The following is a 20,483-nucleotide window of genomic DNA, read 5'->3' on the forward strand; positions in this document are numbered from 1 at the left end:
GAAAATGGGGTGGTTGTCAGGCTTGAAGAACACTAGACCATCACGGCCCATTCGAAGTGCCATCAAGTCTTGCTTGCCGGTTTCGCGGCACGTTTTGCGCCCGTCGATGGTTTGCGCTTGGCGGGCTTTCGTTTGTTTTTCCACGGTGTGGCACCCCGACCGGCCGGGCTCGCCGGCCCACTGATGGACAGGCTAAGACCGGCGCAACGGGCTACCTGCTTGCTCATCCACGCGGCTTGTTTGGTGACGAATTCTTCCAGGCTCATCTCGCCGCTTTGCACCATGTCCAGCGCCTGTTCCCAGATGGCCGTGGTGCCGGGGTCGGCAATGGCGCGCGGCACCGCATCGATCAGGCTGAAAGCCGCCGGAGTCGCAGCCAGGGCTTTGCCGTTCTTGATCAGGTAACCGCGGTCGAGCAGGCCCTGGATGATCGAGGCGCGGGTGGCTTCGGTGCCGATGCCGGTGGTGTCCTTGAGCTTCTGTTTGAGCAGCGGGTCTTCTACCAGTTTGGCGACGTTCTTCATCGCCTTGATCAGGTCGCCTTCGGTGAAGGGCTTGGGCGGTTGCGTCCAGAGGTCCTTGAGCTTTACATCGGCCACCTTGCAGTCACGCCCTTCGGCCAATGCCGGCAGGGTTTGCGGTGCCGGTGCCTCACGCCCCTTCGCCGGGGCGAGTGCCTCGGGCAGGGCACGTTTCCAGCCGGGCTCGACGATCTGCTTGCCGACGGCACGCAAGGCTTCACCGGCGCAATCGAAGTCAGCCTGGGTTCGGTCGTATTCATGGTTGGGCAGGAACTGCGCCAGATAACGCGCACGTATCAGGGTGTAGACCGCCCGTTGCTTGCCCACCAGTCGATCGAGATGCTTGGCCGCCGCCGTCGGGATGATGCCGTGGTGAGCCGTGACCTTGGCATCGTTCCAGGCGCGTGAGCGGCGCTGTGGCTCCAGGTGATCGTTCAAGGCGTCCAGCGACGGGTCGGCCTGCCGGAGCGCGGCGAGAATGCCGGGGGCTTCGCTGTGCTGGCTCAGCGGCAGGAAACCGCAATCGCTGCGCGGGTAGGTGATGACTTTGTGGGTTTCGTAGAGCGCCTGGGCGATGTCGAGTGTTTCCTGGGCGCCGAGCCCGAGCTTCTTCGAGCAGACTTCCTGCAAGGTGCCCAGATCGAACGGCAACGGCGCGACTTCACGCATCCGCTCGGTGCGGAGCTTGATCACCCGGGCACTCGCCGCGCTGTTGATGGCGGCGGCCGCTTGCTGGGCCAGCGCCTGATTAAGGCAGCGATCCTGATCGTCACAGACGTCGGATGCCGCGCGCCACTGGGCGGTAAACCTCGTGCCGTCGTGCAACAGTTGCACGTCGATGGCCCAATAGGCGACCGGCACGAAGTCGGCAATGCTGCGGTCGCGATCCACCACCAGCCGCAAGGTCGGCGTCTGCACCCGGCCCACCGGCAACACGCCCTGATATCCGGACTGTCGACCCAGCAGCGTAAACAACCGGCTCATGTTCATCCCGATCAACCAGTCGGCACGGGACCGCCCCAGTGCCGAATGATAAAGGCTGAAGGTCTCGGCCCCCGGTTTGAGCGCCGCCAGCGCCTTGCGGATCGACGCATCGTCCAGCGCCGACAGCCACAGTCGCCGGATCGGCCCGCGATAACGGCAATGCTCGACCAACTCCCGGGCAATCATCTCGCCCTCACGGTCGGCGTCGGTGGCAATCACCAGCTCATCCGCCTCGCCGAGCAAGCGTTTGACCGCCTTGTACTGGCTGGCCGTGCGCGGTTTAACCGTCATCTTCCATTTTTCCGGAATGATCGGCAGATCCGCCAGCACCCAACGCTTGTAGCGTGCGTCGTAGGCATCCGGCGGCGCGGTTTCCAGCAGATGGCCGATGCACCAGGTCACCGTGACATCCGTTCCCAGCCAGCAACCGTCGCCCCGACGCTTGGCGCCGAGTACTGCCGCGATGTCTTTGGCCTGGGAAGGTTTTTCACAGAGGTACAGCTGCATAACCACCGTCGTTCATCAAGAGTGCAAGAGGTGCACAGAATGGCCGTTGATGAGCGATGGATCAATCATTATCTGTATGGATGTACAGCCTATGCGTTGCGATTGATTGCCAAGGGTGAGCGATGTTCATCGGCAACCGAGCGGATCCGCGCATGATCTGGTGTTCAAGTGGTCCACACCTCCAGTGAGACGGCGCCGTGATTGTTGAAGTACATCAACCGCGCGTCGTTGGCGAAGCAGAAAAGTTGACCGGATGCCGGCGCTACCCAGCCCTCCGGCCAGCGGAGCCCATCGCCAATGGCGAAAAAACTGTCGCGATCCTTTCCAATTGCCCCCACGAGCGTGAACCAGGCGGCATCCGCTGATTGACAGCGAATGAAGCGTTCGAAAGGTCGCAGTTTTTCAATGCGCAAGCCGTTGGCATCGTGCGGCTGGTTCCAGTCGGTCCAGGACCCTGACGCCCGAAAGAAATAGCGTTCTCCAGAGGTGAGTTGCACCGGTGTCTCGAACCAGGGGTCATCCGCTTCAACGGAGCCGCGATAGAGCAGTTTTCCGGCCCCCGGCGGGGCAATTTGCGAATCAGGCATGGAGAAGACCCTCAGATTGCTGAGACTCGAAACCCCACGCCACGAACGCTTATCTGCGCAGTAGGGAAGTGAACGCTGACATGAATCGTAGACGATATTTCAACCTTGCCAGGTTTCTTGTCCGCACGCCTCGCTGACACCCGCACCGTCCCGTTCGGCTGTGAAGCAGTCGTGGTTGCGAAATTTGGGTTATACCTGACAACTCGCAGTCTCAGATTCTGGGGCCGCTGCGCGACCCATCGCGGGCAAGTCGGATCGCCGCACCGCACGCTCCCACAGGTTCATCACCGTCATGAGGAACGTATTCCATGAAAAGCACCGGTCCTAGTCCTGTCATTACCATCGCAGAGCAACCAGGCATCCTGTTGGTGAAGTTTCACGGTATTCAGGTGGCCGCCTCCTCGCGCGCACTGGTGCTGCTCGAGGCCAATTATCCTCCGGTGTATTACGTTCCATGGGAGGACATTGCTGAACAGTATTTTGCCCGTACCGACCACACGACCTATTGCCCCTACAAGGGCGACGCCACTTACTACAGTCTGCAAATCCCGGGGCATGAGGGCGCTAATGCGGTGTGGCGGTATGAGGATCCCAAAGTGTCGGTGGATCAGATTCGCGGTTATGTGGCGTTCTATCCCGATCAAGTCACGTTTGAGGTGCTCAAAGACGTTGAGTGAGGCCCGCGAAAATGCCACGACAGGCCCCCTGTAGCAGCTGTCGAGTGAAACGAGGCTGCGATCTTTTGACTTTGCTTTTGTAAAAACAAGATCAAAAGATCGCAGCCTCGTTTCACTCGACAGCTCCTACAGGGAATAGGGGCGTTTTCAGCGTCAGTGTTCAGCCCATTCGTACCGCTTCGACCAACGTCGATTCATCAATCTGGCCAATCGAAGTCACTCCGGTCAGCGTCATGGCCACGCGCATTTCCTTGGCGAAAATATCCAGCATGTTTTCCACCCCGCGTTGACCATCGGCCGCCAGTGCATAGGCCATGGAACGCCCCAGCAATACGCCTTTCGCGCCCATGGCCAGCATCCGCACCACATCAAGCCCCGAGCGGATGCCCGAGTCGACCAGCACGGTCAGATCATTTCCCACCGCCTGCATGATCGGCGGCAAGGCCTTGGCGGTGGAGAGTACGCCGTCGAGCTGCCGCCCGCCGTGGTTCGACACCACGATGCCATCCGCGCCAAAGCTGACCGCGTCTCTGGCATCCTGAGGGTCGAGGATGCCTTTGATGATCATCGGGCCTTTCCAGAAATCTCGAATCCACTCCAGATCGCTCCAGCTGATCGAAGGGTCGAAATTGTTGGCCAGCCAGCCCATGTAGTCTTCGAGCGTGACGGCTTTGCCCAGGTACTTCGAGATATTGCCTAGGTCGTGTGGACGCCCCATGAGGCCGACGTTGAACGCCCAGTCGGGTCGGGTCATGGCCTGAAGCATGCGCCGCGATGAGGCAAAAGGGCCTGACATGCCTGAATGCGCATCGCGGTAGCGGGCGCCGGGGGTGGGCATGTCGACGGTAAACACCAGGTTTTTCACCCCGGCGGCCTTCGCACGCTCCAGGGCATTTTTCATGAAGCCCCGGTCTTTGAGCACGTACAGCTGAAACCAGATGGATTGCTGGCTCTGCGCCGCGACTTCCTCGATCGAACACACCGACACCGTTGAAAGGCACAGGGGAATGCCTTTGTTCTCCGCCGCTTTGACCGCTTGCACTTCACCACGGCGGGCGAACATCCCCGTCAGGCCGACCGGTGCCAAGATGACGGGCATTGAAAGGGGTTGATCGAAGAGGGTGGTTTCCAGGCGCAGGGTTTCGACGTTTTTCAGAATGCGCTGACGCAGGCTGATGCCTGAAAGATCGGTGCTGTTGGCCCGGAGCGTATGCTCTGCATAAGCCCCGCCATCGATGTAATCGAACAGGAAACGCGGGAGTTTGCGACGTGCTGCCTCGCGATAGTCGGATGCGGATGAAATGATCATGGTGCCTCGGTCTGTGGAATGGCGGGGCTGCCGATGTCGTTGAGCTTAACCTGTGGCGAGGGAGCTTGCTCCCGCTGGCCTGCGCAGCAGGCCCAAACCAGCCGCCTCGGTGTATCAGAACAATCGAGTTGGCTGGATTGGGGCGGCTTCGCCACCCAGCGGGAGCAAGCTCCCTCACCACAGGGGATTGTGGTGGGCTCAGTTTTTGTCGAGGTCCACATTCTTGGTCTCACGCAAACAGATCATCCCCACCACCAGACTCACCGCGGTAATCACCACCGGGTACCACAGCCCGTAGAAGATGTCCCCGGTATACACCACCAATGCAAACGACACCGTCGGCAGGAACCCGCCGAACCAGCCGTTGCCGATGTGGTAGGGCAGGGACATCGAGGTGTAGCGGATGCGGGTCGGGAACAGTTCGACCATCAGCGCCGCCAGCGGGCCGTAGCACATGGCAGAAATGATGATCAGCACCACCATCAACCCCACGATCATCGGCTTGTTGACCTGTTGCGTATCGGCTTGCGACGGATACCCCGCCAGGGTCACCGCACCGCGCAGGGCCGCTTCGTCGAAGCCATCCAGTTTCACGTCACCGACACTGACCTGCACGGCGCTGCCGGCCGGGGCCGCTTCGCTGCTGTAGGGCAGGCCCTGTTTCACCAGGAAGGTTTTGACCTTGTCGCACGGGCTGTCAAATTTCGCCTTGCCCACCGGGTCGAACTGGAACGTGCAAGTGGCCGGGTCCGCCAGTACGGTGATCGGTGCCTGACGGCTGGCCTGGTCGATGGCCGGGTTGGCGTAGTGGGCGATGGATTTGAAAATCGGGAAATACAGCGCGGTGGCCAGCAGCAGGCCAATCATCAGTATCGGTTTGCGCCCGACCTTGTCCGACAGCCAGCCAAAAAAGATGAAGAACGGCGCGCCGATAATCACGCTGACAATCAGCAGACTGTTGGCCAGCGCCGGGTCCATCTTCAGGAACTGGGTGAGGAAAAACAGCACGTAGAACTGCGCCGCATAGAAGGTCACGGCTTGCCCGGCGTTGATGCTGAACAGCGCGATCAGTACGACTTTGAGGTTTTCCCATTTACCGAAGGAATCGCGCAGCGGCGACTTGCAGAGCTTGCCTTCCTCTTTCATTTTCACGAACGCTGGCGACTCGTGCAGGCTCAGGCGAATCCAGGTCGAGATGCCCAGCAGAACGATCGAAAACAGGAACGGAATCCGCCAGCCCCAGACTTCAAACTGGTCACCGGTGAAGTAGCGGCAACCCAGTACGACCAGCAGCGACAGCAACAGGCCGAGGGTCGCAGTGGACTGAATCCAGCTGGTGTGGAAACCGCGTTTACCCATCGGCGCGTGTTCGGCGACATACGTCGCGGCGCCGCCGTACTCACCGCCCAGGGCCAGGCCCTGCAGCATGCGCAACACCACGAGGATGATCGGCGCGGCGATGCCGATGCTTGCGTAAGTCGGTAGTAGCCCGACGCAGAAGGTCGCCACGCCCATGAGGATAATGGTCGCGAGGAAGGTGTATTTACGCCCGATCATGTCCCCCAGCCGTCCGAACACCAACGCGCCGAATGGCCTCACGATGAAGCCGGCCGCGAAGGCCATCAGCGCAAAGATGAACGCCGTGGTGTCGTTGACCCCGGCGAAAAACTGTTTGCTGATCACCGCCGCGAGGGCGCCGTAGAGGAAAAAGTCGTACCACTCGAAAACCGTCCCGAGTGACGACGCGAAGATGACTTTGCGGGTGTCTGGGCTGGTGTCGACGCTGCGCGCGGCATCCAGCGGCTGAACATGTTCTGACATATCGGTATCCCTCACAGTGATTGTTTTTGTTGTTCCACTGGTGTTGCGTGTTCCTTGCAGCGGGTATTTCAACGTCCGTAAATCCAGTGCGATCCCCTGTGGGAGCGGGCTTGCCCGCGATAGCGGAGTGTCAGTGCACATTAATGTTGAAGATCCACCGCTTTCGCGGGCAAACCCGCTCCCACAGGTTCGGTGTGTACAGCAGGGTTCAGGATCAGCTGCGCAGCTTTTTCGGCAATCATCAGCGTAGGCGAACAGGTGTTGCCCGAGGTGATGCGCGGCATTATCGAGGCATCAGCAACGCGCAGACCGGGAATCCCATGCACGCGTAGCTCGGCGTCGACCACCGCATCCACATCATTGCCCATCCGGCAGGTGCCCACCGGATGGAAAATCGTCGTGCCAATCCGCGCAGCGGCTTCATGCAATTCTTCTTCAGTCTGCAAGCTGTCACCGGGCAAATACTCGACCGGTTTAAACGCTTGCAGGGCCGGCGCGGCGACAATGCGTCGGGTCAGGCGAATGGCATCGGCGGCGACCCGCAAATCCTCCGGATGGCTCAAGTAATTAGGCTGAATCAACGGCGCTTCCTGCGGATCAGTTGAACGAATCTCCACGCGCCCCCGACTCTGCGGCCTTAAATCGCAAACCGACGCCGTAAAAGCAGGAAAGGCGTGCAGCGGTTCGCCGAAGCGCTCCAGCGACAACGGTTGCACGTGGTATTCAAGATTGGCCGAAGTCTGTTCCGGCCCTGACCGGGCAAACGCCCCCAGCTGACTCGGTGCCATCGACAGCGGGCCGCTGCGGTCATACAGATAACGCAGGCCCATGCCCATTTTGCCCCACACGCTGCCGGCGATCTGGTTCAGGGTGCGCGCGTTTTCCAGTTTGTAGATCAGCCGCAGTTGCAGGTGATCCTGCAGATTCCCGCCCACACCGGGCAGCTCATGGGCCACACCGATGCCCAGTTTCTCAAGCAGCGGGCGAGGGCCGATCCCGGAGCGTTGCAGGATGCTCGGCGAACCGACGGAGCCTGCGCACAACACGATTTCCTTGCGCGCCTTGAAGGTTTTCGCCTGACCTTGATATCGCGTGCTGACCGCCGATGCGCGGCCGTTTTCCAGCAGCACGCGGTCCACTTCGACATCGGTCAGCACGGTGAGATTGGCGCGATTGCGGATCGGTTTGAGAAACGCCTTGGCCGCGTTCCAGCGAATCCCGGCCTTCTGATTGACCTGGAAATAGCCGCAGCCTTCGTTATCGCCCTGGTTGAAATCATCAATGCTGGCGATGCCGCTTTGCTCGGCAGCGCTGCGAAACGCATCCAGAATCGGCCACGAGAGCCGTTGACGCTCGATCCGCCATTCTCCCGCAGCGCCGTGAAATTCCGAGTCGCCGGCAAAATGGTTTTCGCTTTTCTTGAACAGTGGCAGGACGTCGTTCCAGCTCCAGCCCGGATTCCCATCAGCCGCCCAGCCGTCATAGTCGCCGGCCTGTCCACGCATGTAGATCATGCCGTTGATCGAGGAGCAGCCGCCCAGCACTTTGCCGCGCGGGTAACTCAGAGCGCGACCTTGCAGGCCGGGTTGCGCTTCGGTCTTGAAGCACCAGTCGGTGCGCGGGTTGCCGATGCAGAACAGGTAGCCCACGGGGATGTGAATCCACGCATAGTTATCGCGGCCGCCGGCTTCGAGCAGCAATACGCGGTGTTGCGGGTCGGCTGACAGCCGATTGGCCAGCAAACACCCGGCCGGCCCGGCGCCGACCACGATGTAGTCGAATTCATCAAGGGAAGTCTGCATCCCTGACCTCGTATTGTTGTTCTTGTTGTCGGTCATCCTAGTTGTTAGCTTTCGTCAAAAGAATGTTAGTTTTTGCGCAGCCGCTGTGCGTTTTCAGACAGCGCCTCACCCAGCGTAGCCCCAAGGACGACTCATGTTCGACTGGAATGACCTGCGGTTTTTTCTCGAGTTGCAGCGCAGCGGGCGTTTGCTCACCGCCGCCCGCCGTTTGAACACCACCCACGCCACCGTCGCCCGGCACATCGAGGCCGTCGAAAAGAGCCTCGGCACCGCGCTGTTTGTCCAGCATGCCCAGGGCTACGAACTGACCCCGGCCGGCGAAGCGCTGCTCAAACACGCCGAAGCCATGGAAAACGTCGCGTTGCTGGCGCAAGAAGAAATCACCCAATCCACGGCGCCCCTGGGCAAGATTCGTGTCGGCGTAACGGAAGGGCTGGGCATCATGTTCCTCGCCAGCCGCATGAACGGCCTGTTCGAACGCTACCCGGGACTGGAAGTGGAACTGGTGGCCGTGCCGCGCTTCGTCAGCATCCTCAACCGCGAAGCCGAAATCAGCATCCACCTCGAACGCCCGGCCGCCGACATGCTGGTCACGCGCAAACTCACCGACTATCGCCTGGCGCTCTACGCCAGCCAGGCCTACCTCGACAAGGCACCCCCGCTGCACAGCCGCGAAGACCTCGGCCGCCACGCCTGGATCGGCTACGTCGACGACTTGCTGTTCAGCCAGGAACTGATGTTCCTCAACAGTTTCTGCCGCAACCCTCAGGTGGTGTTCCACAGCACCAGCGTCATCGCCCAGCAACAGGCGGCGCGTTCGGGGTTGGGGATCGCGGTGCTGCCGTGCTACATGGCTAGCGCCGATCCGCAGCTGGTGCCGTTGTTTCCGGATGAGAGCATTGAGCGCAGTTACTGGATCAGCACGCGGCGGGAGCTGCACAAGTCGGTGAGATTGCGGGTGATGTGGGATTACGTGGTGGAGTTGTGTGAGGCGGAGCAGGGGTTGTTGATGGGATAGCCTGCCAGCCATCACAACTCTGATCAGCCAAGCAATGAAACAACCAACACAACCCCTGTGGCGAGGGAGCTTGCTCCCGTTGGACTGCGCAGCAGTCCCCTGCGTTTTCAGGAAGACGGGGCCGCTTCGCGACCCAGCGGGAGCAAGCTCCCTCGCCACAGGAGTGGGAGCGTGTCAGATTCTTTTTTCCAAATGCTTACTCACGCTTCAGAACGTGCCGACACTCTTTGTGCGGAAAACCAACTTCACTATGTTGTTGGGATCGTCCTGCCACTGGACTGCACAGCCATCCTGGCCTTCAATTCGTAGTTGAAGACAAGGAGCGTCCACCGACACTCCGTCGCGAAACAGGGAGCTTGCAGCATGAGCGAAGAGACAAAAGTGAAAGGCCCGGCGTCGTACTTCCCGTCTATCGAGAAAAAGTATGGCCAGCCCATCAACCATTGGCTGGATCTGCTCGGGACAGTGAGCGGCAAGAAGCATATGGAAATGGTGGCTTTGCTGAAGGATGAGCATGGGATGGGGCATGGGCATGCGAATGCGTTGGTGGCGCATTATTTGGCGAGTGTTAAAAAGTGAGTCATCTGTAAACGGCTGGCTAAGTTGTATAGCAGGGAGATGGAGGCAGGATGTGCCGCCGTCTTCGCGGGCAAGCCCGCTCCCACAGGGGGTGGTGTCGTTGTTGAGTGTTGCGGTCGACACAAATCCTTGTGGGAGCGGGCTTGCCCGCGATGGCGTCGGAACTGGCGCACCGCATTCAGGCGAGGATTACTCGCTCGGCGGTGTCGGGATCACTCAAGCATTCGGCGGCAATTCCCGCGTGGTGCGCTGTAGCGGGGTGCGCGGCTGGCTGTCGGGAATGGACAGCGTCGCGCGCAGGCCGCCTTCCGCTCGGTTGGCCAGCGCAATGTGTCCTCCAAGGCGGGTCGCGATGGTGTTGACGATGGTCAGGCCCAAACCCGCTCCATGAACATTCCCGCGACTGTAGAAGCGTTCGAACAATCGCCCGCGATCCGTTTCGTCAATGCCGGGGCCCTGGTCCTCGACGCTCAGCGAATAAAAGCCGTCCGCCTGACTCAGCTGCACCGTGATAACGCCGTGTTCGGGGGAGAAGTTTGCCGCGTTGCTGATCAGGTTGTTGAGGGCGATGTCGATGGCGGCGGCGTCGGCCACCACTTCAAAAGGGCGATCAGTGACGTCGAAAGCCAGCTCAAGATTTTTACTCAGCAACCAGGGCGTCAGCTGCACAAGGCTGTCGCGCACGGTTTGTGCCAGGTCGATGCGCTGCAACACCGGGTCCATGCCTTTGGGTTCGAGGCGGGCCATGGTCAGCAGTTGATTGACCAGACGGCTGGTGCGGTCGACGCCGGCAATCAGAAATTCCAGGGATTCACGGCGCTCCTGTTCAGTGCCGGCCTCCAGCAGGTTTTGCGCATGCACGCGCAGCACCGCCAGCGGTGTGCGCATTTCGTGGGCGGCGTCAGCGATGAAGCGCCGCTCGCGGCCCAGCACTTCCTGAATCTGCGCGAGCATGCGGTTGAGCGCCGCTTGCATCGGCTCCAGCTCACTGGGTAACGGGGTCAGTTGCAGCGGCTCCAGCGAACCGCTGTGCCGCGCGCGCAAGGTCGCCGCCATGTCTTCCAGCGGCTTGAGGCCCCAGCCGATGGCCATCCAGATCATCGCCGCCAGAATCAGGCTGCCCAGCACGTTGGGCCACAAGGTATGCCGCACGATCCTGTCCACCAGGTCTGAACGCACGTCGTCCCGTTCACCGACCCAAATTCTCAGGTCGCTCTGTTTGTCATCCAGCAGGAACGCACGCCAGTGGCGGTTGTTCAGGTCCACCACGTCGCTGAAGCCGGGTTTGGTCGGCGGCGCGTTGAAGGAGGGCGCGCTGGCCGTGTGCACTAGCACTTCACCGGTGCGGTTCCACACCTGAAAGGCCATTTTGGATTCGTAGGGATGGCCGTCGACCCTGGGCTCCGCTTCACCCAGCGCCTGGTTGAAGGCCTGATACAGTTCGGCGTGTTCCTTGCTGGCCATCGGCATGCGCATCACACCCTGCAACAGCCGGGCGTTTTGAGCCAGTTGAGCATCGTAGACTTCGGCGATTTCGTGATTGCTGTCGTGCAGGTTGAACAGGCTGATCACCGCCACCCCCACCAGCATCAAGCCAATGATCAGCGTGAGGGTGCGGCGCCGGATCGACGTCATCGACGTTCCTCCACCAGGTAACCGACGCCGCGAATGGTGCGGATCAGGTCGGTGGAGAATTTTTTGCGCAGGTGATGAATGTGCACTTCCAGGGTGTTGCTTTCGGCTTCCTCGTTCCAGCCATACAGCAACTGCATCAAGTGATCGCGGGTCATGACCCGGCCCGGCGGCGAGAGCAATTCGTGGAGCAACTGATATTCCTTGGGCGTCAGCGCCACCGGTTCGCCCTGATAACTGACTTGCTGGGTGCCGGGGTTCAGGCTGATGCCGGCATGTTCGATCAGCACCTGGGCGCGGCCGGCACTGCGCCGTAACAACGCCCGCAAGCGAGCCTTCAGTTCCGCCAGATCAAAGGGCTTGATCAGGTAATCGTCGGCCCCGGCATCCAGCCCGGCAATGCGGTCTTCGGTCGCGTCCCGCGCAGTGAGGATCAGTACCGGCAGGTTGGAACCGCTGTCCCGCAAGCGCCGCAGCACTTCAAGCCCGTCCATGCGCGGCAAGCCGAGGTCGAGCACCGCCAGGTCAAAGGTTTCACTGAGCAGCGCATGCAAGGCGCTGGTGCCGTCCTGCAGCCAATCGACGGTGTAACCTTCGCGGCCCAGGGCTTGATGGATGCCCTCGCCAAGGGCCACGTCGTCCTCGATCAGTAATAAGCGCACACGAACTCCTGTCAGTCGAGTTTCTTGTTCACGTCCACCAGCAACGTTTCGATCTCTTTGCGCCGCCCGGCGTCAGCCGTTTCCCGGCCTGGCCTTGGGGCGGCTTGCAGGGCTTTTTGCAACGCGGCCCGCGCTTCGCTGTAACGTTTTTGACGGTAGAGGTGATCGCCCCAGAAGTACAGACTATCGATGCCGTTTGGGTTGAGTTGCAAGGCTTGCTTGAGTAACTGTTCGGCCGTGTCCGAGTCACCGAAACCGATGGGCCAGCCGGGAACGCGGTCGTACAACGCGCCGAGGCTGGTGTAGGCCGAGCCTTGCAGGGCTTTGGGGTCGAGCGCCATGGCTTTTTCCAGATCGACTTTCGCTGCCTTGACCTTGCTCAGCGCCCCGAGCCCACCCTGCGCACCGGCCCAACTGCTGCTGACGATGCCGGACCAGATCCAGGCTTCGGCCACCGATTGGCGTTCCTGAGTGAACGCCGAAGCCTGGGCTGCCAGTTTCTCGAACGCTGCGGTGCGTTGCGCCTCCGGCACTTCGTATTGAATGTGCGCCCAGCTTTGCTGAATGCCCTGGAGCCGTTGCTGGTCGGCGGGGTCGAGCGCCCAGACGCTTTGGCTCAGAGCCCCCAGCAGCAGGCAAGCGATGATCTTTTTCATGGTTTGAGATTCTCGTTGTCGGGCTTCTGACTCAGGCGACGGATCAGCGGCAATTGCTTGCGCAAGCCTCGGTCCACCAAATTGGGCAGCAGGCTGTTGAGGCGCACGAAAAAGCGCTCCGGCCAGCCCAGGTACAAGTCGCGACGGTCACCGGCAATCGCATGAATCACCGCGGCCGCGACGGTTTGCGGGTCATCGACGTTAGCCTTGAGCGCATCGTTCAACGCCTGCGCCGCCGGGCTGTTCATGCTGGTGCGGGTGGCGCGCGGGGCGACGTAGAGCACGCTGACCCGGGTGTCCGCCAGTTCCCGGCGCAGGGCCTCGGAAAACCCGCGCAAGGCAAACTTGGTGGCGCAATAGCTGGCGTAACCGGGGTAGCCGATGGAGCCGTAAGTCGAGCCGACGTTCACCACCATTGCGCTTTCGGCTTGCTTGAGCAGCGGCAGCAGGGTTTTGGTCAGGCAGATCGGCGCGCTGATGTTCACCGCCAGCATCGCGTGGACGTCGCTGTCCTCCAGCTGTTCGAGCATCGCGAAGTGATTGACCCCGGCGGCGTTGATCAGCAGGTTGACCCCACCCATCGCTTCGGCTGCGCTCAGCACCTTGCGCCGGTCGGACAGCACGGTCAGGTCCGCGCCGACCCAGCACAGGTGTTGCGGATAGCGCTCAAGCAAAGGCGCCAGTGGTTCCTGATGCCGAGCCACCGCCAACACCCGGGCGCCGCTGGCACACAGGGCAGTGGCGATCGCCAGGCCGATGCCGCCGCTGGCGCCGGTCAGCACCACGCGAGCGTCATGCAACTTCATGCAGAGTCTCCCCGTCGCGCGGCAAGCCACGGAACATGTCGGTGTACAGCGTGTACACCACTTTGGAGGCGTGAATCACCGCCGCCTGGTCCGCTGGATCGTCGAGGGTGTTCATCAGTCGGCGATAGGTCTGCATGTGCTCGATGTCCAGGGAACCATGGGAACTCAGGTAACTGAAGGCGCTTTCCGGCAAGTCCAGACGCTCGCGAATGCTGCCGGCCGCGTGGGTGGCCAGGGCAATGCTGGTGCCTTCCAGCACATTGACCATGCCGAACAGACCGACCGGGTTGTCGCGGGCAATCAGGTCGTAAAGAAAGCTGACCATCAATTCGATCGGCAGGGACGGGCGACCGTCGCGCACGGCGTTCCGGTCGCCGCCGCAGGCTTCAATATCGTCAAGCACCCACTGTTCGTGGCCGTATTCTTCCTCGATGTACTCGCAGACCGCTTCACGCAGCCATTCCAGGCGCATCGGCAATTTCGCACCGCAGGCCATCATCAACGGTACGGTGTGGCGCACGTGGTAATAGGCCTGCGCCAGAAAAGCCCGGTAGCTTTCCAGGCTGACCTTGCCCTCAAGCGCATCGCGAATGACCGGCAGATTGAACAGTTCATGGCGTTCGTGTTGGGTGGCTTCTTGCAGCGTGTCGAAAAAACTCATGATGCGGATTCCTCGGAAAATACAGATTCGGTCAGTTGCGCCCGGTAACGCTGGACGATGGCGTCACGGCGCGGTCGGCCATTGGCGGTGAGAAGGCCGTTGGCGGGGGAGAAGGGTTGATCGAGACGGGTCCAGTGATGGACCTGCGCATAACCGGGCAAGGCCTCGTTGGCCTGGGCGACGGCAGCGGCCAGTTCGCCGTCGGTGCATTCCGGGCGATGGGGCCAGAGCAACGCGTGGTTGCGCGGCATGGCTTCGCCGTAGACGAAGGCCTGGGCGATATGGCGGCGCTGGGTCAATTCGGCCTCGACCCATTCCGGGTTGACGTTGCGCCCGAAACTGGTGACGAATTGATGCTTCTTGCGCCCCTTGAGGTAGAGAAAACCATCGGCGTCAAACTCGCCGAGATCGCCGGTCGGCCACCATTCATCGCTGTGCGGCGCCTCGCCCAGGTAACCGAGCAAGGTCGAACCCTTGACCAGCACTTCGCCGTCCTCGGCCAAGCGAATCTCTACGTGGGGCAGGGGCCGGCCGACACTGCCGGGGCGGCGTGCTTCGGGCCGATTCAGGCACACCACCGAGGCGCACTCCGACAGCCCGTAGCCTTCGTAAACCGGCAGGCCGATCCGTTGCGCGCGATGCAGCAATTCTTCTGAAACCCGCGCGCCACCCACTGCGGCGAAACGCAAAGAGTAGGGGTTGAAGGCTTTCTGCTCGGCGGCGCTGACCAGCATCAGCAACAACTGCGGCACCAGGATCAGGCTCTCGGGCGCCCGGGTCGCCAAGCAACCGAGCAGGCGCGGCACATCAACACCGCTGGCCCCCTGAATCCCCAGGGTCTTCTGACTGGGCAAACTCAACGTTGCACCGGCATACAGCGCGGCATAACAACCGAGGTTTTCCAGCAAAATCGCCAGGGGCAACAGGGCCAGGTGATGCTGCGGATCGGTGGGTTTGCTGGCCTGATCCAGTTCGCGAGCGACCGTTAAAAGACTCTCGGCGCTCAGGCACACGCCTTTGGGCGTGCCCGTGGTGCCGGAAGTGAACGTCAGTTTGGCGGTCCCTTCCGGCATCCGGTTCGGGCCGCTAAAGGTGCGACGCCAGAATTCACCGGCTTTCTCGTACCCGGCCATTTCCAGTTCAGCGTCCAGCCCGGGCTCGGCAATTACCCGTTCGGCCTGGCTCTGTTCCAGGCAATGAGCGCGTTGAGCCGGGCTGAAAAAGGGCGGCAACGTCAGGCACGTCAAGCCTTCGAACAGCGCCGCCAGGTCCCAGAGCATGGCTTCGACGCCATTGTCCAACGCCAGCGCAATCACCTTGACCTGCTCATCGCGCAGCCGTTGCTGGCGGTACACCACTTCGGCGTACAGCGTCGCGTAATCCACTTTCAGCTGATCGCCCCACAACGCTATCGCGTGGGTCTTGCGCTGGGCATGGCTGCGCAGCGTCTGTTTGAAACGCTCGGTTTCAGGCGACATGGCTGGATTCCTCAAGGGACGTCGGCAACCCCAGGCGATTGAACATCCCGATGTTGCGCAAATGAATGAAACCGGCGCGGATGTTGCCGACGTGCACCCAGGGTTTGCTCTCGTAATAACTGCCCCAGTGCTGGCGTTCATCCCCCAGCCGCTCAGGGTCGGCCGCGCACAGCGTCACCGGTTTCAAGCCCAGGCGATGAAAGCTGTTGACCAGACCGATGTTGCCGGTGAATGCCACCCATTCCAGGCCACCCATGGCCAGCAGATAAGTGATGGCGATGATGCTCATCCGCGCGCTGCCGGTATCGCTGGCCGCCAGATTGCCGACTTCGACGATGCCGGCGCGATCCACCGGGCGGTCAGCCGCAGCGCTGATCAGCGGCTCAATCGACTCGTCCAGATAACGTTCCAGAAACAACGATTCGGAGTTGGCCAGACGCACGCCGGCCACTGCGCTGAGCGTGCCTGTTTGATCGCGCATGCCGAACAGCTCCGGCATGAAATGGCGAATATCGGCGCCGTGGGCTTTACGAAAACGTTGCTGGATAAAGGCTTCGAAGACAGGCCGCTCGACGTTGTCCGGCAACGCTCTGGCCAGACTCATCGTCTGCGTTTCGGCTTGGCCGAAGCGCAGGGGTAGAGGAATATTCCATTCAAAATCGGGCATTGGAATGCGCCTCCCGGGTCAGTGTGGGAGGAGTATCCGAGGCATTTCTTAACGGAGTCTGAAGGTGAAAAAAAGAAAGGGCCGGTAATGCCGGATCACTGCTTTAACGCTATTTGTAGCAGCTGGCGAAGCCTGCGTTCGGCTGCGAAGCAGTCGTGAATCCTGTGCACGCAGTGCTCCTGATACGCCGCATCGTCTGATTTCACGGCTGCTGCGTCCGAACGCGCCCGAATCAAACGAGCTGCTACCGTGGGTTGTCTTCAGATTGCCTTAAGACTGGACGGGCAGGGTGTCGCCCGTCGGTGCGGTGACACACCGGACCCCGGCCGCACGAATGACTCGGCAGTCGGCAATGAAGTTATCGAGGCCCTTTATGACCCGCGACTCAGCAGTACAACGCTATGGAAAACTCTCGATCACCTTGCACTGGCTGATGCTGATGCTGATGCTGGTGCTGTTCGTGGGCGTGTATGCCAGCATCGAAATCAAAGGCCTGCTGCCAAAGGGGGATGCCTTGAGGGGAATGTTTCTTGGACTGCATGGCCTCTTCGGCTTGAGCATTTTCGCCTTGGTGTGGGTGCGTCTGCTCGGGCGCCTGACACCTCGGCCACCGATTACCCCGGCACTGCCCAAATGGCAGACCGGCGTATCGCACCTGATGCACCTGGCGTTGTACGTATTGATGATCGCAACGCCGCTGTTAGCCTGGCTGATGCTCTCGGCCGGTGGGAAGCCGATGCCCTATTTCGAGTTCTACCTGCCATCGCCGGTGGCGGTTGATCCGGACTTGGCCAAGCAATTCAAGTACTGGCATGAACTGCTGGGCAGCGCGGGTTACTGGCTGATCGGCGTGCACGCGGCGGCGGGGTTGTTTCATCACTATTGGGTCCGGGACAACACCCTGACCCGCATGTTGCCGGGCCGGTCCAGTAATCCCATCAACCAGCGCCAGCACTAAACCCGAGCCCGATGCAGGACGCATACATTGCCACCCCAAGACGTCGAATTCGCCACAAACCCTGTGGGAGCGGGCTTGCCCGCGATGACGCCAGACCTGACACCCCATATTCAGGCTCGGATGTTTTGCTCGACTGCTGATGCACTTAAACAGGTTTCAATGCCCACGTTTAAAGACACTCAGTGTTACGTCCCAACGGCTACACCACCTTGCGTCATTACCTACGCGTACGCCAGAATCCGCCGGCTTGTGCGTCTAGGGCGTGGGTTCTATCGTGGTCTCGTCGCTGAAAAACAGCGATGGGTTTGGTAGACCCACAGCATCGACGCATAGCGTCACCTTCGGCGGTCCTTTCTCAGGACTGCGATTTTATGGTGGCCATGCGTAGGGCTCCTTCGGGAGCGCCGGTTCCGATGCCCGGTCTACCAACCTCCGTATGGCCGCCACCCTCCGTTTGGTAGCGAGAGGGCGATGGCTCCCTTTTTAAGTAGCATCGGAGTTTCACTATGATCAAACCCACACCCAACCCACCGGACACCAATCCGGCATCCCCCTACGAATCCCTCGATTCCAAAAAACTCCACGAAGCCGCCGAACGCGCCCTCGACCACTACCTCAACCCAGGTGCCCACATCATGGCCAGCACCCACGAACCCGAACCCATGTTCCTCGCCAACCCGGCGTACGACACCGAATCGCTGCTGGCCAACGCCAGCGAATCACTGGGCTCGGCCACTACCATGCTCAGCAATTTTGCGGCGTTGTTGGATAACTCCCACCGCAAGACGCTGCTGGGGATTACGCAGGTGGTGATGTTGGGGGAATTGGCGGTGAATCAGGCGTTGGATAAGGTTGAGGTGAAGGAGTAAGGGCAAACCCTCTGTGGCGGTCGGATAGTCCGGCGTCACAGAGGGAGGGTAAGTCGGCGACTGTATCCTTGAGGTTTCAGCTTTTGGGCCAAAATCGGATCATTGCTGGCTGCTATCGGTCCAGGCTGTGTGAAAACGTTTTTGAGCAAATTTTACAGTCAGAATAGGAACGTAAAACAGGTCGATACGCCCTAGTTGTCTCAAATTATTTACAGGGATAGCCATTCGGAATATACAGTGGTTTTTTGCCTCAAATTGGTATTTCGAAATTACATGTTTTTGCTGATTTCAACTAGGAATATTTGATCCTATGACTATATTGTTCAAGCGGAAACCTGCAATAACCAACAGATGAGGCTATGAGTGGATGCGCTTAATAGTTCATTGAGGCTCGCCATGAAAATAATAATTTCCAACAGCGCGATCAAATCAATAAAAATTTGTAGCTTGCTTGTCGGCAGTTTACTTTGGCAAGAAGTTTGTGCCAGCCCTCTTATGGCTTGCTATGGTTATATGATGAACTCTTGCCCAGAACCGGCCGATAGAATTATTCCTGACCCTAAAAAAAGACTTGCCTGGAGTCAGAGTGAAAGATTTGTTGGTTCTAAAAATATGTACCACCTTTATGGTGGTGATGTTTTTTCAAGCTCCGAAAATAACATGCAAAAGCTACCGTTCGGCCAATCTATTTCAAATGTGGAATATAAGTTAGACAACAAAAAACTTGGCATTAGCGACTACCTGAGAAATCAAAGCGTTGCGGGATTGCTGTTAATTAAGAACGGCCAAATTGTCTTGGAACATTACGGTGACAGCGTTAATGAGACGACGCTTTGGACATCCAGATCAGTTGCTACAGCCATTGTATCTGTACTCGTTGGTGCGGCGATAAAAGACCATGCCATCGAATCGGTTGATACGTTGATCACGCAATATATTCCTGAACTGGAAGGTACGGCATGGGAAGGAGTAACGCTGCACCAACTCATGCAACATACTTCCGGCATTCAATGGAGTCAGGGCTACACTGATCCCAACTCCGATGTTTCCAAGATAATCTTATGCGAGACTACTAAAGATCCTTACAGTTGTATCCTCTCGCTCGTTAGCGGCCTCGCCCGAAATCCCGGTGTAAAACCAGGGGAGCGCTGGAGTTACAACGCTGGTGGTTCTTGGTTGGTAGGTTTGGTTTTGGAACGTGCAACCGGAATGACCATCGCCAAATACTTGGAGAAAAAAGTGTGGCAGCCAGCCGGAATGGAGCGAGACGGTGTTTGGTATGCGCTTAAACCTGGAAAAGCTGATATGGGTGGCTATGGTTTCAATGCAACATTGCGAGATTGGGGGCGCTTCGGTCTGTTTGTGGCCAATAATGGCGTACTTTCTAACGGCGAACATGTCCTGCCAGGCGACTGGATAAAGCGTTCTACGGACTGGACTAACGCAGACGGATCCGTACAGTCATGGGCTCCGAAGGGTCAGTATGGTTATCAGTGGTGGTATATGGGATTTGCGCCCGGTGATGAGGCTTCCTCTGCACCTACAAGTACCTTCAATTCAGACGAAACCTTTTGGGCATATGGCATTTTCGGCCAAGCGATCGCAATCAATCAGAAGGAAAATTTGATTATGGTCCAGTGGTCCAATTGGGAGCACGCTGAAGGACCTGATGTGTTGTATAGCGAGCAGGGTGTTTTCTTCAACTCCCTGATTCAAGCTTTGCATTAATGCAGTAATTGGAGGGGATCCTAGTCCCCTCTTTCAGTGGGCTTTTGCTTCAAAAGAAAAAAGGGTACGGATTTATTTTCCATAAAAATAAATCCGTCCTCTTTTATGAGCAGACATTTTTTGCGATTTACTCTGATACGCTGCTGAAACACTCGTTCACAGGAGTTGTTCGCATGATTGGCAAGTTAATTTCGACGGGTTTCAGTTTGGCCACCTTGCCCGCCCGCCTGACTTTTCGCAGCGTCCGCGCCTTGTCCATGACGCCTGCCGAAGCCAGCCGCCTGCTGGCGGACATGCGTCAGGCATCGGATCAGGCGGTGCAGGAACTCCAGGGGCTGTTGGCCAACATCGATGCGGACATGACCCACAAAACGGCGCACCTCAGTGCTGCCGACAAGCGCCTGGCAGCCGAACTGGCCCTGCACGCCGCCGAACAACACCTGAACATGGCCGCGATCAACATTCTGCGGGCCGTCTGGCTGACGCTTCACTCGACGCCGAACTTGCCGCCAAGCGAGCTTGATAGGCGGCTTGAACAGACACGTAACGACTAACAGACCG

The 20,483-nt window shown here is 59.5% G+C and carries 19 protein-coding genes; 7 read left to right on the forward strand and 12 right to left on the reverse strand.

Annotated features, from left to right (window positions below; all coding sequences use genetic code 11):
* Nucleotides 1-62: 62 nt before the first annotated feature.
* Nucleotides 63-2,012 carry a DNA topoisomerase III gene (locus tag ACYZT8_RS12020; protein ID WP_461981345.1) on the reverse strand — a complete coding sequence of 650 codons (1,950 nt, stop codon included), beginning with the start codon at nucleotides 2,010-2,012 and terminating at the stop codon, nucleotides 63-65.
* Nucleotides 2,013-2,176: 164 nt separating this feature from the next.
* A complete protein-coding gene (locus ACYZT8_RS12025; RefSeq protein ID WP_461981347.1) occupies nucleotides 2,177-2,599 on the reverse strand; it encodes a hypothetical protein in 423 nt (140 codons plus the stop codon).
* A gap of 308 nt (nucleotides 2,600-2,907) precedes the next feature.
* Here ACYZT8_RS12025 and ACYZT8_RS12030 point away from each other — a divergent pair, with 308 nt between their 5' ends.
* Nucleotides 2,908-3,276, forward strand: a complete 369-nt coding sequence (locus ACYZT8_RS12030; protein ID WP_461981349.1) for a DUF427 domain-containing protein — start codon at nucleotides 2,908-2,910, stop codon at nucleotides 3,274-3,276.
* A 160-nt stretch (nucleotides 3,277-3,436) separates the two neighbouring features.
* Here ACYZT8_RS12030 and lldD read toward each other — a convergent pair whose 3' ends face one another.
* From lldD to ACYZT8_RS12045, 3 genes are all read right to left on the reverse strand, one after another.
* Entirely contained in the window at nucleotides 3,437-4,585 is a 1,149-nt protein-coding gene (gene lldD / locus ACYZT8_RS12035) for an FMN-dependent L-lactate dehydrogenase LldD (protein ID WP_461981351.1), read from the reverse strand.
* A gap of 198 nt (nucleotides 4,586-4,783) precedes the next feature.
* The gene (locus ACYZT8_RS12040) at nucleotides 4,784-6,406 is read right to left on the reverse strand and encodes an MFS transporter (RefSeq protein WP_461981353.1); all 1,623 of its coding nucleotides are present in this window, start codon (nucleotides 6,404-6,406) and stop codon (nucleotides 4,784-4,786) included.
* A 140-nt stretch (nucleotides 6,407-6,546) separates the two neighbouring features.
* Nucleotides 6,547-8,208 carry a GMC family oxidoreductase gene (locus tag ACYZT8_RS12045; protein ID WP_461981355.1) on the reverse strand — a complete coding sequence of 554 codons (1,662 nt, stop codon included), beginning with the start codon at nucleotides 8,206-8,208 and terminating at the stop codon, nucleotides 6,547-6,549.
* A 133-nt stretch (nucleotides 8,209-8,341) separates the two neighbouring features.
* On the opposite strand from ACYZT8_RS12045, the gene ACYZT8_RS12050 reads away from it, so the two are divergent.
* Both ACYZT8_RS12050 and ACYZT8_RS12055 read left to right on the forward strand, forming a co-directional pair.
* Nucleotides 8,342-9,226: a LysR family transcriptional regulator gene (locus ACYZT8_RS12050; RefSeq protein ID WP_461981357.1), complete on the forward strand. Its 885-nt coding sequence runs from the start codon at nucleotides 8,342-8,344 to the stop codon at nucleotides 9,224-9,226.
* Nucleotides 9,227-9,589: 363 nt separating this feature from the next.
* Nucleotides 9,590-9,805: a DUF4287 domain-containing protein gene (locus ACYZT8_RS12055; protein ID WP_461981359.1), complete on the forward strand. Its 216-nt coding sequence runs from the start codon at nucleotides 9,590-9,592 to the stop codon at nucleotides 9,803-9,805.
* Between the two features lie 216 nt (nucleotides 9,806-10,021).
* On the opposite strand, the gene ACYZT8_RS12060 is transcribed toward ACYZT8_RS12055, so the two are convergent.
* The 7 genes from ACYZT8_RS12060 to ACYZT8_RS12090 are packed head-to-tail and all read right to left on the reverse strand — an operon-like array spanning nucleotide 10,022 to nucleotide 16,367.
* Nucleotides 10,022-11,440 carry an ATP-binding protein gene (locus tag ACYZT8_RS12060; protein WP_461981361.1) on the reverse strand — a complete coding sequence of 473 codons (1,419 nt, stop codon included), beginning with the start codon at nucleotides 11,438-11,440 and terminating at the stop codon, nucleotides 10,022-10,024.
* Nucleotides 11,437-12,099 carry a response regulator gene (locus ACYZT8_RS12065; RefSeq protein ID WP_461981363.1) on the reverse strand — a complete coding sequence of 221 codons (663 nt, stop codon included), beginning with the start codon at nucleotides 12,097-12,099 and terminating at the stop codon, nucleotides 11,437-11,439. The genes ACYZT8_RS12060 and ACYZT8_RS12065 overlap by 4 nt, the downstream gene beginning before the upstream one ends.
* Nucleotides 12,100-12,110: 11 nt before the next feature.
* Complete coding sequence (locus ACYZT8_RS12070; protein ID WP_461981365.1) at nucleotides 12,111-12,755, reverse strand: tetratricopeptide repeat protein; 645 nt, start codon at nucleotides 12,753-12,755, stop codon at nucleotides 12,111-12,113.
* Nucleotides 12,752-13,561: an SDR family oxidoreductase gene (locus ACYZT8_RS12075; RefSeq protein WP_461981367.1), complete on the reverse strand. Its 810-nt coding sequence runs from the start codon at nucleotides 13,559-13,561 to the stop codon at nucleotides 12,752-12,754. Before ACYZT8_RS12075 ends, ACYZT8_RS12070 begins: the two co-directional genes overlap by 4 nt.
* Nucleotides 13,548-14,222: a TenA family transcriptional regulator gene (locus tag ACYZT8_RS12080; protein ID WP_461981369.1), complete on the reverse strand. Its 675-nt coding sequence runs from the start codon at nucleotides 14,220-14,222 to the stop codon at nucleotides 13,548-13,550. The genes ACYZT8_RS12075 and ACYZT8_RS12080 overlap by 14 nt, the downstream gene beginning before the upstream one ends.
* A complete protein-coding gene (locus ACYZT8_RS12085; RefSeq protein ID WP_461981371.1) occupies nucleotides 14,219-15,700 on the reverse strand; it encodes an AMP-binding protein in 1,482 nt (493 codons plus the stop codon). The genes ACYZT8_RS12080 and ACYZT8_RS12085 overlap by 4 nt, the downstream gene beginning before the upstream one ends.
* Nucleotides 15,690-16,367, reverse strand: coding sequence for a thermostable hemolysin (locus ACYZT8_RS12090; protein WP_461981373.1), 678 nt, complete (start codon nucleotides 16,365-16,367; stop codon nucleotides 15,690-15,692). Before ACYZT8_RS12090 ends, ACYZT8_RS12085 begins: the two co-directional genes overlap by 11 nt.
* Nucleotides 16,368-16,740: 373 nt before the next feature.
* Here ACYZT8_RS12090 and ACYZT8_RS12095 point away from each other — a divergent pair, with 373 nt between their 5' ends.
* The 4 genes from ACYZT8_RS12095 (at nucleotide 16,741) to ACYZT8_RS12110 (ending at nucleotide 20,476) form a co-directional block, all read left to right on the forward strand.
* Nucleotides 16,741-17,325, forward strand: coding sequence for a cytochrome b (locus ACYZT8_RS12095; protein ID WP_461981375.1), 585 nt, complete (start codon nucleotides 16,741-16,743; stop codon nucleotides 17,323-17,325).
* A gap of 506 nt (nucleotides 17,326-17,831) precedes the next feature.
* A complete protein-coding gene (locus ACYZT8_RS12100; protein WP_461981377.1) occupies nucleotides 17,832-18,194 on the forward strand; it encodes a DUF6124 family protein in 363 nt (120 codons plus the stop codon).
* A gap of 396 nt (nucleotides 18,195-18,590) precedes the next feature.
* Nucleotides 18,591-19,922: a serine hydrolase domain-containing protein gene (locus tag ACYZT8_RS12105; protein WP_461981378.1), complete on the forward strand. Its 1,332-nt coding sequence runs from the start codon at nucleotides 18,591-18,593 to the stop codon at nucleotides 19,920-19,922.
* A 173-nt stretch (nucleotides 19,923-20,095) separates the two neighbouring features.
* A complete protein-coding gene (locus ACYZT8_RS12110; protein ID WP_461981380.1) occupies nucleotides 20,096-20,476 on the forward strand; it encodes a hypothetical protein in 381 nt (126 codons plus the stop codon).
* The last annotated feature ends 7 nt before the right edge of the window (nucleotides 20,477-20,483 follow it).

Source organism: Pseudomonas sp. LB3P93 (assembly GCF_054898025.1).

What these genes read in the sequence shown, in the direction of transcription:
- ACYZT8_RS12020 (WP_461981345.1), bottom strand. Translation starts at nt 2,012, where the DNA reads ATGCAGCTGTACCTCTGTGAAAAACCTTCCCAGGCCAAAGACATCGCG.
- ACYZT8_RS12025 (WP_461981347.1), bottom strand. Translation starts at nt 2,599, where the DNA reads ATGCCTGATTCGCAAATTGCCCCGCCGGGGGCCGGAAAACTGCTCTAT.
- ACYZT8_RS12030 (WP_461981349.1), top strand. Translation starts at nt 2,908, where the DNA reads ATGAAAAGCACCGGTCCTAGTCCTGTCATTACCATCGCAGAGCAACCA.
- lldD (WP_461981351.1), bottom strand. Translation starts at nt 4,585, where the DNA reads ATGATCATTTCATCCGCATCCGACTATCGCGAGGCAGCACGTCGCAAA.
- ACYZT8_RS12040 (WP_461981353.1), bottom strand. Translation starts at nt 6,406, where the DNA reads ATGTCAGAACATGTTCAGCCGCTGGATGCCGCGCGCAGCGTCGACACC.
- ACYZT8_RS12045 (WP_461981355.1), bottom strand. Translation starts at nt 8,208, where the DNA reads ATGCAGACTTCCCTTGATGAATTCGACTACATCGTGGTCGGCGCCGGG.
- ACYZT8_RS12050 (WP_461981357.1), top strand. Translation starts at nt 8,342, where the DNA reads ATGTTCGACTGGAATGACCTGCGGTTTTTTCTCGAGTTGCAGCGCAGC.
- ACYZT8_RS12055 (WP_461981359.1), top strand. Translation starts at nt 9,590, where the DNA reads ATGAGCGAAGAGACAAAAGTGAAAGGCCCGGCGTCGTACTTCCCGTCT.
- ACYZT8_RS12060 (WP_461981361.1), bottom strand. Translation starts at nt 11,440, where the DNA reads ATGACGTCGATCCGGCGCCGCACCCTCACGCTGATCATTGGCTTGATG.
- ACYZT8_RS12070 (WP_461981365.1), bottom strand. Translation starts at nt 12,755, where the DNA reads ATGAAAAAGATCATCGCTTGCCTGCTGCTGGGGGCTCTGAGCCAAAGC.
- ACYZT8_RS12075 (WP_461981367.1), bottom strand. Translation starts at nt 13,561, where the DNA reads ATGAAGTTGCATGACGCTCGCGTGGTGCTGACCGGCGCCAGCGGCGGC.
- ACYZT8_RS12080 (WP_461981369.1), bottom strand. Translation starts at nt 14,222, where the DNA reads ATGAGTTTTTTCGACACGCTGCAAGAAGCCACCCAACACGAACGCCAT.
- ACYZT8_RS12085 (WP_461981371.1), bottom strand. Translation starts at nt 15,700, where the DNA reads ATGTCGCCTGAAACCGAGCGTTTCAAACAGACGCTGCGCAGCCATGCC.
- ACYZT8_RS12090 (WP_461981373.1), bottom strand. Translation starts at nt 16,367, where the DNA reads ATGCCCGATTTTGAATGGAATATTCCTCTACCCCTGCGCTTCGGCCAA.
- ACYZT8_RS12095 (WP_461981375.1), top strand. Translation starts at nt 16,741, where the DNA reads ATGACCCGCGACTCAGCAGTACAACGCTATGGAAAACTCTCGATCACC.
- ACYZT8_RS12100 (WP_461981377.1), top strand. Translation starts at nt 17,832, where the DNA reads ATGATCAAACCCACACCCAACCCACCGGACACCAATCCGGCATCCCCC.
- ACYZT8_RS12105 (WP_461981378.1), top strand. Translation starts at nt 18,591, where the DNA reads ATGAAAATAATAATTTCCAACAGCGCGATCAAATCAATAAAAATTTGT.
- ACYZT8_RS12110 (WP_461981380.1), top strand. Translation starts at nt 20,096, where the DNA reads ATGATTGGCAAGTTAATTTCGACGGGTTTCAGTTTGGCCACCTTGCCC.